Annotated in this window: 13 protein-coding genes; 12 read left to right on the top strand and 1 reads right to left on the bottom strand. The window is 59.4% G+C overall.

Annotated features, from left to right (window positions below; all coding sequences use genetic code 11):
• The first annotated feature begins 3 nt into the window (after window positions 1-3).
• The 11 genes from KP010_RS06565 to KP010_RS06520 all read left to right on the top strand — a co-directional run bounded on the left by KP010_RS06565 (window position 4) and on the right by KP010_RS06520 (window position 9,978).
• The gene (locus KP010_RS06565) at window positions 4-741 is read left to right on the top strand and encodes a phospholipase D-like domain-containing protein (protein ID WP_253203578.1); all 738 of its coding nucleotides are present in this window, start codon (window positions 4-6) and stop codon (window positions 739-741) included.
• A gap of 20 nt (window positions 742-761) precedes the next feature.
• Window positions 762-2,102 (top strand): DUF1173 domain-containing protein, encoded by a 1,341-nt coding sequence (locus tag KP010_RS06560; RefSeq protein WP_216280649.1) that lies wholly within the window; start codon window positions 762-764, stop codon window positions 2,100-2,102.
• A gap of 69 nt (window positions 2,103-2,171) precedes the next feature.
• Complete coding sequence (locus KP010_RS06555; RefSeq protein WP_216280648.1) at window positions 2,172-2,384, top strand: hypothetical protein; 213 nt, start codon at window positions 2,172-2,174, stop codon at window positions 2,382-2,384.
• 101 nt (window positions 2,385-2,485) lie between these two features.
• Window positions 2,486-3,040, top strand: a complete 555-nt coding sequence (locus tag KP010_RS06550) for a hypothetical protein (RefSeq protein WP_216280647.1) — start codon at window positions 2,486-2,488, stop codon at window positions 3,038-3,040.
• A gap of 620 nt (window positions 3,041-3,660) precedes the next feature.
• Window positions 3,661-4,077, top strand: coding sequence for a PAS domain S-box protein (locus KP010_RS22685; RefSeq protein ID WP_253203576.1), 417 nt, complete (start codon window positions 3,661-3,663; stop codon window positions 4,075-4,077).
• A 26-nt stretch (window positions 4,078-4,103) separates the two neighbouring features.
• A complete protein-coding gene (locus KP010_RS22680; protein WP_253203574.1) occupies window positions 4,104-4,805 on the top strand; it encodes a sensor histidine kinase in 702 nt (233 codons plus the stop codon).
• 289 nt (window positions 4,806-5,094) lie between these two features.
• On the top strand, window positions 5,095-5,433 hold the full coding sequence (locus tag KP010_RS06540; protein ID WP_216280646.1) for a phasin family protein: 339 nt from the start codon (window positions 5,095-5,097) through the stop codon (window positions 5,431-5,433).
• Between the two features lie 626 nt (window positions 5,434-6,059).
• Window positions 6,060-7,139: an alpha/beta fold hydrolase gene (locus tag KP010_RS06535; protein ID WP_216280645.1), complete on the top strand. Its 1,080-nt coding sequence runs from the start codon at window positions 6,060-6,062 to the stop codon at window positions 7,137-7,139.
• Window positions 7,140-7,489: 350 nt separating this feature from the next.
• Window positions 7,490-7,693 carry a hypothetical protein gene (locus KP010_RS06530; protein WP_216280644.1) on the top strand — a complete coding sequence of 68 codons (204 nt, stop codon included), beginning with the start codon at window positions 7,490-7,492 and terminating at the stop codon, window positions 7,691-7,693.
• A gap of 237 nt (window positions 7,694-7,930) precedes the next feature.
• Window positions 7,931-9,070, top strand: a complete 1,140-nt coding sequence (locus KP010_RS06525; RefSeq protein WP_216280643.1) for a PAS domain S-box protein — start codon at window positions 7,931-7,933, stop codon at window positions 9,068-9,070.
• A 587-nt stretch (window positions 9,071-9,657) separates the two neighbouring features.
• Entirely contained in the window at window positions 9,658-9,978 is a 321-nt protein-coding gene (locus tag KP010_RS06520) for a hypothetical protein (protein WP_216280642.1), read from the top strand.
• Window positions 9,979-9,997: 19 nt separating this feature from the next.
• Here KP010_RS06520 and KP010_RS06515 read toward each other — a convergent pair whose 3' ends face one another.
• The gene (locus KP010_RS06515; protein ID WP_216280641.1) at window positions 9,998-10,168 is read right to left on the bottom strand and encodes a hypothetical protein; all 171 of its coding nucleotides are present in this window, start codon (window positions 10,166-10,168) and stop codon (window positions 9,998-10,000) included.
• A gap of 644 nt (window positions 10,169-10,812) precedes the next feature.
• Here KP010_RS06515 and KP010_RS06510 point away from each other — a divergent pair.
• On the top strand, window positions 10,813-11,817 hold the full coding sequence (locus KP010_RS06510; RefSeq protein WP_371824197.1) for a complex I NDUFA9 subunit family protein: 1,005 nt from the start codon (window positions 10,813-10,815) through the stop codon (window positions 11,815-11,817).
• Window positions 11,818-12,004 lie beyond the last annotated feature (187 nt).

The following is a 12,004-nucleotide window of genomic DNA, read 5'->3' as shown; positions in this document are numbered from 1 at the left end:
CATATGTTTTTTCGCTTTTCACTTCTCGCCGGCGTATTCGTTCTCGCACAGTCGCAGTCGCTGTCCGTCATGGCGGCCGAACCACCTGAAATCCATTACGCGCCCGCCGAGAATCTGGAACGCGTCGATGTGGCGCTTCTTCGCGCCGCGCGCTCCACGATCGAACTCGCCGCTTACGTGCTGACGGATTGGCCAGTCATCGACGCCTTGATCGACGCTCATCGGCGCGGCGTGACGGTCCGCATCGTCCTCGATCCCAGCGAGCGGAGCGATCTCGATCGCCTGCGAGAGATCTCTGGAGACATTCGCGTCAGCCCGCCTGGGCCGTTCATGCACCTCAAGTCCTATTCCATCGACGGCGCGACGCTGCGGTCGGGCTCCGCCAATCTGACGGCTTCGGGTCTGAAACAGCAAGACAATGATCTCATTGTCCTGCGTGATCGCGCCGCGGCGCAGGCCTTCGAGGGGCGCTTCGCGCAGATCTGGTCGGCGGCCAAACCCATCGGCGCGCCAGGCCCTTCTTTCGCGTCGAAGGTCGTCGCTCCGGCTTCGACGAATGCGCCGGCGCCGGCGAGCTGCGCAATCAAAGGCAATATCAGTCGCAAAGGCGAGCGGATTTTTCATAAGCCCGGCGAACCTTTCTACGACCGCGTCAAGATCGACCAGAGCGCCGGAGAGCGGTGGTTCTGCTCGGAGCAGGAGGCGGTCGCGGCGGGGTGGCGGCACGGGCGCGTCGATTGATTGCGTGAGAAAGGGAAGCCGTGCAGCTGCTTCACGCCGTTCCGAAAGAGACCGAAGAAGAAGGCGTCGCTCTCTCGGAGGAGGACGATCGCCTGTTGCGCGCGGCTTTCGGACGCTACGGCGGAGGTCTCGCCGAGCGATCCAGAGCCGTCGAAGTCGTCGCGCATTATCAGCAGATGGGCGCTGGGATGTGGTTCGCCTGCGCCTGTCGTCCGGACGGGCGGCGCGGACGGCTGGTTCCCGTCGCGCAATCCTATATCCGGCGCCGAACGGGCGCCTGCTGGCCCGAACATGACGAGACATGCGATTTCTATCGCGATCCGTCGGAACAGCTCGAGATCGTAAGAACCTATACTCGGATCGCCGCCACAGGCCCGCTGCGCCTCGCGGGACCGTTCAGCGACGGGAGGCGGGCTCTCGATCGATCCTTTGTGGGAGTCTCCAAGGTCCGATCTCGGCCGAGCCTCGCGAAGCTGCTGGCCTTGCTGGTGGACAAGGCCGGATTGCAAATCGTTCCGCCCGGTGGCCGATTTGGCTTGCTTTCCGAACAATTCGCGGCGGTTCGACGAGCGTCCGAAGGCGTCTTTCTCGACAGTCCCGCCCGACTGAGGGATTTCTCGACGACCTTTCCGAAGGCCCTCGACAACCTCGTCTCGCGGATCGACACGGCGAGGCCCGGCATCTTCACCAGAAACCGTCCGCATGGCGTGCTGATCACGACGCTCGAAGCCGTTCGCCAGGGCGAGCTGCTGCCATTTTCCAGCACGCCGATCCCCGTTCGAGGCCGCATCTCGGTGTTCGGCGAGAAGGCCGGCGGGGCGGGGCGGAGCGCAGCTGGCGCTCGCGCGCCTTATCTCGCCGCTTGCCTCGTCGGGCGCGCCACGGAGAACGGCCCGATCGAGGTCCTGTCGGCCTATGTGCATCCCTGTGTCGCAAAGCATCGTCTGATGCTCGTCGACAACAATTTCGAGCGTCTGACATTGGAGCGCCTGCTCGGACTACAGGGGTGGCTCCAGAGAAAGCACGGAATCGAGGTGACGATCGAAAAGCCGGTGTTCGACGTCGGCCCGTATGCGAACGAAGCGGATCCGGTCGGACGAAGCGTCTGCATTCAAGATTTCGTACTGCGGGCGGCGCCCGCCGCGAATGTCGCCTGCGAGACGGTGATCGTCGAGACCATGGGCTTCGACGACGAGGATTATCGGTTGCGAAAGCAGCGAACCCACGCGACCATGCGAGCGGCCTATGGCGGAGCGCCCCTCGTCACGCACGATCTGGCCGGTTCCGACAGAGACGCGGAGCAACGAGAATTCGGGAAGGCGGTCGTGCGGGCGATTCTCGGAAGCGGCGGGCGCCGGTAAGGGGATCGGCGCCGATCCAGTTAAGGCAGAGCTTCGTCTATGTTTTGGGGTGGCGTTGCGACAATTCCTATGGCGATGATGCGCCAGGAGCAGTCATTGGCGCAACTGAATGCGCATGGCCGTCGCGTGCACGCTGAGAAGAAACTGCGTGGCAAGCCCCGAGCTGTCAGGCAACTACAGATTGGGCCCCCGGAGCGCGCTGCCGCGCGCATCGTCGACGAGCTGCGCGGTCGTCCCTACGACATCATCTTCGTCGCCGGCGGCTGGCAGTTTCGGACGTAGGTTGATAAAAGCGGCGCGCAGTTCCGCACTGATCTTGTCGTGGCACCTATACTCCACCGCCACCGGCGCGCTCAAGCACGCGAAAGGAGCACGGCCGTCTCATGGCCTCAGCGATTATCCTCATTCGCCACGGCCGCGTCGCGATTGCATCCGACGGCCTCTTTTCACGCGAGCGCTTCCTTCGCTATCTCGAAGATTACGATACCGCACCCCTCTGCTTGGATTCTCGTCCGCCGGAAGAATTGACCGAACGGCTCAGACTGGCCAGCGGCTTGTTCGCGAGCGAACTGCCGCGCGCGAGAGAATCGGCGCGCATGCTCTCGACCGATCGTGAAATTCGATACGAAGCGATATTCAATGAAGAGCCCCATCACGTCGTTCCACGACTTTTATTTCAAATGCCGCTCTTAGCGTGGTTCGCTTGGTCGCGCATCGGGGAATCAACGAATCGGTCGCTGCGTCGGGCGATCGCCGAACGCGGATCGATTGCGGCGAAGCGGCTCACTGTCGAGGCGCATCACGGGACCACGGCTCTGATCGGCCACGGCTGGTTCAATCGCGCCATTGCGCGTTCATTGATCGAGAGCGGCTGGAGATGCGTGTTGAGACACAGAGGTTCAGAGCCTTGGTCCTTCCGTGTCTTCATGCGCGAATGATTTTCGTAGCGCTGGAGCAAAGGCGATGCTCATGAGAGTTCGTCTTTGGGCTTGGAGCGCGATAATATCGTCATTGTCGCTTTCGCAAGGACCGCAACGCTTTTCTCACAAAGTCTCGCGGCGATCTCTGCTTCCTCGGGTCTGCCGTTCGGGCTCCGTCACTTCACGGACGGCGCCGATCTCCCGCGGATCGGCGTCGTCCCGTTCATCGTGGGCCTTGGTCCGGCATGGGATATTGCTCATGGGTCGTCGCAGGCGCCCTCGATCACGCCGATGCACGGCTGAATCGCTCTGCAGGTCGTCGCGGCCTTCGGGATCGTCATGGATGCGCCGAGCTCGACTTTGTCGTGGGCATGGATAGCCATGACGGCCGAGCATTTTTCAATGTGCCAATCTCCAATTTTCCCGGGTGGTTCGCGGTCTCTATCCTGCGTCGGCAGGAGCGAGCGCTGGGTCCGGCCCGTGCGCAAGATGAGGAGTTTCGACTCGCGACCGCCTTCCGCTTCATTGGAAGGGCTCCGCTTTCGCTGCGCTCACGGCAAACAAGCTAGCATTCAGCCTTGTTCCCGGAGCCGAATTGAGTCACTCTGACGGTCTTCGCGAATTCACCGGAAATTGCAATGGGCCGCACCTGCGAAGACAGCACCCCCTTGCGCGGCGAAAAGACAAAGCCTCCGAGCATCAGCGGGGACGCCTTCCTCGCCGCGATCGTGAACGGAGCTTTCGACGGCGTCATCTCCATCGATGAGGCCGGAACAATCCTCTCGTTCAACCCGGCCGCCGCGACGCTCTTCGGCTACGCTCCCGAGGAGGTCATAGGACAAAACGTCCGCATCCTGATGCCGGAGCCGTACAGAAGCGAGCATGCCCATTATATCAGCAATTATCTGCGGACAGGCCAGGCCAAGATTATCGGCATTGGCCGGACGGTGGAAGGACGCCGCAAGGATGGAACAGTTTTCCCAATGGAGCTGGGGATCTCCGAGGTTCATCTGGGCTCAAATCGCGTCTTCATCGGCGTCACGCACACGACCTGAGCGAGCGGCGCAGGTTCGAAAGCCGTATGCATGAACTTCACATGCAGAGGCTCGACGCCATCGCGAACATGACCGTCGGGCTCGCCCATGAACTCAAGCAGCCGCTGTCAGCAATCAACGCCTACCACAGCGTCGTCCGCAGACTTCTCGAGGAACACGGCGTCTCTTTGGAGAAGGTCGACAGAGCCTTGGACGCGGCGAGAGAACAGGCATTCCGCGTGTCGGAGATCGTCGACAGCCTGCGCCAGTTCGTTTCGCGCGGGGAAGCGGTAAAATCACGGGAAAGCTTGAACGAAGTGGTGCGATCCGCCTGCGAGTTCACTGACGCGATGGCAGTGGAGAATGGCGTCAACACGGTGGTGCGTCTTGACGCAAAGCCAGACCACGTTCTCATAAACCGGGTGCAGATCCAGCAGGTCGTAGTAAACCTGAAGCGCAATGCGATCGAGGCGATGCGGGACTGTGAGAGACGCGAAATGATCGTGTCCACGCGCTTGGCTGACGGCTGGATGATACCGACTGACGTGGCCGACACAGGCCACGGCCTCCGTGGTTCGGTCAAGGAGAAGTTGTTCGAACCGTTCATGACCACCAAGCCGCACGGTTTGGGCGTCGGCCTGTCGATCTCTCGCTCCATTATCGAGGCCCACCACGGAAAACTCTGGGCTAGAGACAATCCGGGAGGCGGCACCGTGTTCAGTTTTGTATTGCCGTTGGCGGAGCTTTGACGGCCAAGGGAAAACTTTAGAGTGCACGGATTTACAAGGCTCAAGATCGCTGCTGCGATGATCACGGAGCCCTGCCGGCGTTCAACCCTCGTTGAGATAGCGAGTACGATTCGTGTGGTCGCTCGCCGGCACGCAAATTCGATCACGGTCGTGACAACAGCCTTCACGGCTACGTGTTTCCCCGGGTTTGCCCGCTGAACGTTCATTTCCGACTTTCCAGGAAGCCTCATGCGAAGCGTGAGCGCTTCGCATGAGGCTTTTGCGGAGCGAAAGAACGGAGGGAACGAGAATGGCCGATCTTTACTTTGATACGTTTCGCGAATTCGGAAACTCCCAGATCGAGGCGTTCAATTCCGCGACCAATTCGACGGCGAAGAGCGTCACCGCGATCGGTGCGGAAGCTACCGAGTATTCCAAGCAATCACTCGACAAGGGTCGCGCCTATTTCGAGAAATTACTGCAGGCGCAGAAACTCGATGAAATCGTACAGCTCCAATCGGATTTCTGTTGGAGCGCTTACGGAGACTTTTTCACCCACGCTTCCCGCATCGGCGAGCTCTGCACCGGTCTCGCCAACGAAGCCGTGGTTTCGGCCCAGACGGTGAAGACGCCGCTGATGTCGATGTAGGCGAACGCATCGCTCCCGAGACTCGACGTTAGAACGAAATCGGACAAAGTGCGGCGGTTTGCGCTCAGGGCAGAATCATCAGGAGGATCGAAGGTCGAGCGCCAAGTTCCTTCCCGGTGCATCGTTGCGCTTCGCCTCGCCATAGCCGGCCGCCGTGCGAAATCCAGTGAAAGCGCAAGCGAGGCCGATCGGCCACATTTTCGGCTCGTTGCCGTTCGGCTGGACCTGTCGTGGCGGTGCTCGTTCGGTCCACGAATCCGAGCGTGAAGACGATGGATAATGATCGCCTGGTCGAGACGTTGCCGTATCCACCAAGCTTGTCGAGACTAGCCGGAGCTCCGTTGCCACGCGAGGACTTGTCGCTCGGTCCGTCGTGGTTTGGCTGACGGCTGCTGTCGATCGCAGGCGGAACAGCGACCGCGGCGCCTAGATGACGCGGAGTGGCGTCACAGATGATCGCTGAAATATCCGCTCCATGCGCCCCCTCGAACTTGCGCGCGCCGTGGCCCGTCCGTGATGGCCGTGCTCCAATTACGGGAGGCGCGTCGCGAATAGGCTCGCCGAAGCGGTCGATCCGGCTAGATAGGAACGGCGAGGCCGAAAGGAAACTGAAACGGAGCCAGGCGGTGGAGCTTCCTTTATCGACACTCATTTTCTCGCCTTCCAGCACGCATTTCGCGATGATGGACGAGCAGCGTCGCGCCATCGGCCGATTCCTCGAACTGTGCGGGTTTGGCCCCGACGAATGCACCTATCGCGTGGTGCTCGAGGGCCGTCATTGGCGGCTGCGCAAATACGCCTCCATCGACTGCGATGCCGCTGTGCTCATCGTCCCCGCGCCGATCAAGCGGCCCTATGTTTGGGACCTGTGGCCTTCGGCGAGCGCCGTGCGCGAGTGCCTCGATCGCGGCTACGAGGTTTACCTCGTCGAGTGGACGCCGGCCTCCGACGATTGTCCTCCACTCGGCATACTAGATTATGCAGGCGAAGCCGTCTCTCGATGCGTCGCTAAAGTTCGGGAACGCACCTTGGACGATCCGTCGCTCTTCGGTCATTCGCTGGGGGGAACGTTCGCGGTGATCTACTGCGCTCTCGAGGGAAAAGTTCGAAGCCTCGTGCTCTTGTCGGCTCCGCTGTGCTTCGAAGTCGGATCGAGTCGCTTCCGAGACTCGCTCGTGACGTTGTTTCCGCAAGTCATGTCCGAATCCGGTACGGCCCCAGGCTCCTTTCTCTCGCAAGTGAGCGCTATGGCGTGTCCCCAGGCTTTCGTATGGGACAAGCTCGCAGATGCGGCTCTGTGCGCTTTCGACCCCGCTTCGCTCGAGATCGAGGGACGTGTCGAGCGTTGGATGCTCGACGAATCGCCGCTTCCGGCGAAGCTCGTCGCGGAGATCGTCCAGCTCCTATATCGGGAAGACCGTTTTTGTCGCGGGGCGCTCGAGATCGGCGGCCAAACGGTTGGTCCGAAGAGCGTCGAAATTCCTACGCTTGCGGTCGTCAACGCCGCTGATGACGTCGCGCCGCTCGGCTGCGTCGCGCCATTCCTGAACGCGATGGTGTCCGCGGAGCGGCGCATCATCGAATATCCCGGTGAAAGGGGCGTGGGCCTGCAACATCTCGCACTGCTCGCTGGACCGAAGGCCCATGCGCAGATCTGGCCACAAATTCTCGGTTGGCTCGACGCGCAGCATGAGAGCGTCGAGTAGCGACCCGCCGAGGCCTTTTTCGCATTTCCTGCCGCGTGGCGGATGGCGCCTTCCAGCGTATCGATGGGGTCCGGTTTCATTGCAATAAACACGCCTCGATGGCGCGCCAATGCACGAATAGTTCGAAATCGGCTCTCGGTGAGAACGCATGCGTGAGCGTATGGTATGCCGAGCGACGACACGAAGACTCTCTTCGCCCCGACTTGAAGGACGGCGGGCTCCGTTTATATTTCAGCATCATCGGGAACGGGCGGCTTCCGAGAAGACGATGTATGCGTCCATGATGACTCGCTCGCAGGCGCGTGGCCTGCACATTCTCTCCTCAGCTTCCTCAAATCGCGATCACGACCATGTCAAAAATCGTCAAGATCGAGCTCGAACGCTCGCGAGCGGAGTTGCTTCTCGAGATACTCGAGCGTCGCCTGGAGGTAATCCAAAAGCTCGAACGGAGCAACGGCGCGATCGTCGCTAATGAAATCGAGCGAGAAAAGACCGCGATTGTCCCGCTTATTGTCACCCTCGAGGCAGCCTTGAAAATTCCGCCGCATCAGTGACGCTCATTCGAGCCGTCACGCCATCGCACACTCGATTTCAGTTCTCGTGGAGCGAAGAGTTTCAGTTGATTTGGAAGCCGGACGGCTTCGGGACCATGCCCGCTGACACCCGAGCCCACGCATAGCTGCCCCACCCGGTATTCTCGGTCTTGTTATGCAATGAGCCGTCGGGTCTCTCTTATCTTTTCCGAATTTGCGCTTACATGACCTGAAGGTCAGCCGTGTATCGAGGCGCAGATGCTCGAAACGATATCTTTGATCCGCCTGGCGGTCGAGCGGCTCGCGGTAGAGGCTGCGCCCGTGGCCATGGTAATGGTCGATGAGAATGGAACCATTCAATTCGCCAATACGGAGTCCGAGCGCATGTTCGGCTATGACAGATCAGAATTGATTGGGAAGCCAGTGGATATTCTGGCTCCCGAGTCGATTCGCAATGAACATGCTTCTTTGCGGAAGGGGTTTCTTGCCAATCCGAGCAAGAGGCCTATGGGCGCCGGACGCGATCTCAAGGCCACTCGTCGCAATGGCAGCGAATTCCCCGTAGAGATCGGCCTCGTGCCGATTCGAACCGAGATTGGATTAATCGTCCTTGCCACGATCGTCGATATCACGGCACGTCGTGAGGCGGAGATCGCCTCAAAGAAAAGAACCGAGGAATTGGAACAAGCGAACTATCGTTTAGCGCGTTTCGCTTACGTTGCTTCACATGATTTGCAAGAACCGCTTCGGAAGATCGCGACATTCGCAAACGTTATCCAGACGGCGCTCGACGAGCGGAACCTGGACGGCGCGAGACACGCGGCCGAGGTTGTTGATGCGTCGGGCCTCCGCGCGAGGGAATTGATCGACGATTTGTTGTCCTATTCCAGACACGTGAGCGCAGACCTCAAACTCCAGAACTTGAATCTCGGCGAGCAGGTCACATCCGTTCTCGAGGATTTTTCTGAGAGCATTAAGGAAAATGACGCAAGCGTCAAATTGGAAATCCAACCGCTTCTCGAAATCAGAGCGGATAAGGCGCAGTTCATGCGTCTTTTGTGCAACGTCCTGTCGAACTCGATAAAATACTCCTCGAAGGAACGAAAGCTCGAAATCATTATATCGGCGTCTGCGACACACGATGGAGGGATAACACTTTCCATTCGGGACAATGGCATCGGCTTTGAACCGGCATACGCTGAAACGATCTTCGAGCCTCTGAAGAGATTACACACTTCACAGTATCCGGGCACGGGCATTGGCTTGGCCATCTGTAAATTAATCTGCGAGAGGCACGGATGGCAAATTAAAGCTCGCTCCCAGCTCGGCCAGGGCGCAGTATTCACAATTTCAATTCCGGCTGACCTGCGCCCGACGTTTCATCCAGAAGCGAGTTGAGTCCCGGCGGTTTATACGCCCGCGGGCGTGGGGCAGCAACGCGCTCGGACAGTCCTCCCCTGTCGAGCTACGCCCAGCTTTCTGTTGACGCAGCGATCGTCTCGAATTTCAGCTGGTCACTTTAGAACCGAACAGCTTGGTAACGCGCGGCGCGACACGGCTTTTCGCCGATTCGTCCTTTCGCTTCCAAGGCGAAAAATTACTGAATGCCGATGCTCATATTTTCGCGCCTTCGAGCTGCGCGGGTCGGACTTCGGTATTCCACAGCTTGCAAGTGTGAGCGCTCCGCTAGTTTGACGGGATGACGGCGGGTTTCCCAGGGCCGCCGTCTTTGTACCTCCCTTTGGACTTCAGCCCGGCGCCTTCCGGGCTTTTTCCGCTTCAGCTTGTAATGACGCGAAATAAGCAAGTGGCGGACGCGGGAAGCAAAACGCGCGCGATCATTCCGACAATCGTTGGAAGCTGCAGTGAACGTTCCGCTCTTCAGTGCGCTGTCGTAAGCAGGCTACGAAATAGCCCCACTTGCGGCGTTGGGTCGGAGGCCATCCCATCTCTTTCGTGGCTGTGTCTGATTCCCAGAGGAGAAGATGATCGCTCCTACCGAATGCGCGATCTGCGCCAAGCTCGTGCGAGATGAATTGATTGTGGGCGCGAGAAAATGCCGTAAACACGATGCCCTTCTCCTGACGTACATTCTTAACTTGGACAAAAGCCCGGGCGGGGTTCGGGATATGATTGTTTCCGATCTCCGAGGATATCTCGATCTCGGGGCGACAAGTTGCGCGGCAGACACATTGCTGGTGCTGCGTCTGTTCCTCTTCAAATATCCCGAGGCATGCGAGCGCCGTGATGTTTGCATCGGTCTTTCGCAGACCGCTTTTGACAGCGGCCTCGATGGCGTTCGGTAGTCACGCTGTCGTGCCGCCCTTAACTGCGCGAACGCAACAGCGTCGATTGTCGATTCAGTAAGCGCAAGTAAGCGCTTTGACCAATGATGTCTCTCGCGAGTTCGAGAAAAACGCGACGGCGCTGGCCGATGTTTGTCTTCGCGGGCGATGCGTCGACGCCGGTCTGACCGGCGCGCCCGACGAGCGTCATAGCAGGAGCTCCCGACCAAGCAGCGGCTCTTCGTAAACGTCGAGGTCGCGGCAACCGAATGTTGCGAACGACGGCGCGGCGAACCTGCGTGCATAAGCGGCGCAGAAGGGAGATCCCGATTCGACGAGCGCCGGCAAGCTCCTCCAGCGATCTGTCAATCGATTTCGGTGATCGGAAATTGCCGGCCGCGTTGCACAAGCCCAGAATCTAGAATGTGAGCAAGGTTCGAGGAGTCCCAGTTTCGCTTCGGGTACACTATGGAAGCTTCCTTTGCAAAGCTTCGACTGCGGCGGTGGCGTTCAAACCAGTTATGCTCATTGGGCAACTGGCCGTCGTTGATAACGCTTCCGGGAAAGCGACAACGGCATTATTGAATGCGCGCCGTCGGAGACGATGTTGGCCGCTGCACGAAATCAGAACGCATAAAGGTTTGTGAGTTCATTGCGCGTTCTCCCCTGTCGGCGGATTTCGCAATGCACGCTTTTAGCGGCTCTGCGCACGAGACATGCGCAATTGCTCCCCTATCTGACATCATTGCGGCGTCGCGAATGCGACAAACGGGAGCGGCGCCGGTAGAGGCGATCGAGAGGGCGGCAACTTCTGTTCTCGCCTGACGGTTGATTCCGCCAAAACGCCGTGAGGCCGTGGTGAACGATAATCAAACGCGAAAAGGACTGGTGACAGTATTTGGCGGATCCGGCTTTATCGGGCGACATGTTGTCCGCGCGCTAGCGCGTAATGGGTGGCGCGTCCGTGTGGCGTGCCGACGCCCTGATCGCGCCTTCGATCTGCGGTCATTCGGCGAGCCGGAGCAGATTGATGTGGTTCAGGCTAATTTGCGCTATCCGCAGTCGATCGCGGCCGCGCTAGAAGGCGTGGACGCTGCAGTCAATCTCGTCGGCATCCTAATCGAAAGTGACGATCAGACGTTTGCCGGTATTCAGTCGCAGGGAGCGCGCGCGGTAGCCGAAGCGGTTAAACAAGCCGGCATCACGCGTTTCGTTCACATATCGGCGATCGGCGCACGTAAGGACTCTCCTTCCGCTTACGCCCGCAGCAAGGCCGAGGGCGAGGCCGCGGTGCACGAACTCGCGCCCCACGCCGTCATTTTTCGTCCGTCGATCGTGTTTGGCCCAGAGGATGATTTCTTCAACCGGTTCGCCGCGATGGCCCGACTCATGCCAATTCTACCGCTCGTCGGCGCAAGCACGCGATTCCAACCGGTATTCGTGGATGACATCGCACAGGCGGTGGCTCTCGCCGTCGACGGCAAGGCGACGCCTGGAACAACTTACGAGCTGGGTGGACCAGAGGTGAAGACCTTTCGTGAACTCGTTCAGTATGTCTGTCAGGTCACGCACCGCCGCCGGTATTTGGCTTCGCTGTCGTTCGAGACGGGAAAGCTCATGGCGAGCACCACACAAATTGCAGGCAAGCTGTCCTTTGGGCTGTTTCCGAAATTGCTGTCCATGACGACCGATCAGGTTGAATTGCTCCGTCGCGATAACGTCGTTTCGGATGAAGCGAAAGTGAGCGGAGCGACGCTGGAAGGGTTGGGAATCGTGCCGCAGCCAATTGCGGGAGTCGTCCCCGCCTATCTGGATCACGATCGCAAGGTCGGCCAATATCGATCGCGGCGCCTCGATTGATCTTGAAGTCCGTACCCAGATCGCGCCTGACGATGTTGCTCGGCGCCGAAACTGATTCCACGACAGGAATCGAAACATTTTGTCGCGGGTTTGAAGACGTTTCCTTGTCACCGCCGATAGATGCCGACAAAAGTCGCCTCCTGCATGCGAATTTGCGCACCTCTTGTTCAACTTCTTCGTAAGAAGG

This window comes from Methylosinus sp. KRF6 (genome assembly GCF_018887255.1).
Taxonomy (GTDB): Bacteria; Pseudomonadota; Alphaproteobacteria; order Rhizobiales; family Beijerinckiaceae; genus Methylosinus; species Methylosinus sporium.
The sequence above is the reverse complement of the archived record's forward strand: the minus strand, read 5'-3'. Positions and strand labels throughout refer to the sequence as shown.

Excerpts from the sequence above, each read along its gene's own strand:
- KP010_RS06565 (WP_253203578.1), top strand. The coding sequence starts at position 4 with ATGTTTTTTCGCTTTTCACTTCTCGCCGGCGTATTCGTTCTCGCACAG.
- KP010_RS06555 (WP_216280648.1), top strand. The coding sequence starts at position 2,172 with ATGGCGATGATGCGCCAGGAGCAGTCATTGGCGCAACTGAATGCGCAT.
- KP010_RS06550 (WP_216280647.1), top strand. The coding sequence starts at position 2,486 with ATGGCCTCAGCGATTATCCTCATTCGCCACGGCCGCGTCGCGATTGCA.
- KP010_RS22685 (WP_253203576.1), top strand. The coding sequence starts at position 3,661 with ATGGGCCGCACCTGCGAAGACAGCACCCCCTTGCGCGGCGAAAAGACA.
- KP010_RS22680 (WP_253203574.1), top strand. The coding sequence starts at position 4,104 with ATGCATGAACTTCACATGCAGAGGCTCGACGCCATCGCGAACATGACC.
- KP010_RS06540 (WP_216280646.1), top strand. The coding sequence starts at position 5,095 with ATGGCCGATCTTTACTTTGATACGTTTCGCGAATTCGGAAACTCCCAG.
- KP010_RS06530 (WP_216280644.1), top strand. The coding sequence starts at position 7,490 with ATGTCAAAAATCGTCAAGATCGAGCTCGAACGCTCGCGAGCGGAGTTG.
- KP010_RS06525 (WP_216280643.1), top strand. The coding sequence starts at position 7,931 with ATGCTCGAAACGATATCTTTGATCCGCCTGGCGGTCGAGCGGCTCGCG.
- KP010_RS06520 (WP_216280642.1), top strand. The coding sequence starts at position 9,658 with ATGATCGCTCCTACCGAATGCGCGATCTGCGCCAAGCTCGTGCGAGAT.
- KP010_RS06515 (WP_216280641.1), bottom strand. The coding sequence starts at position 10,168 with ATGACGCTCGTCGGGCGCGCCGGTCAGACCGGCGTCGACGCATCGCCC.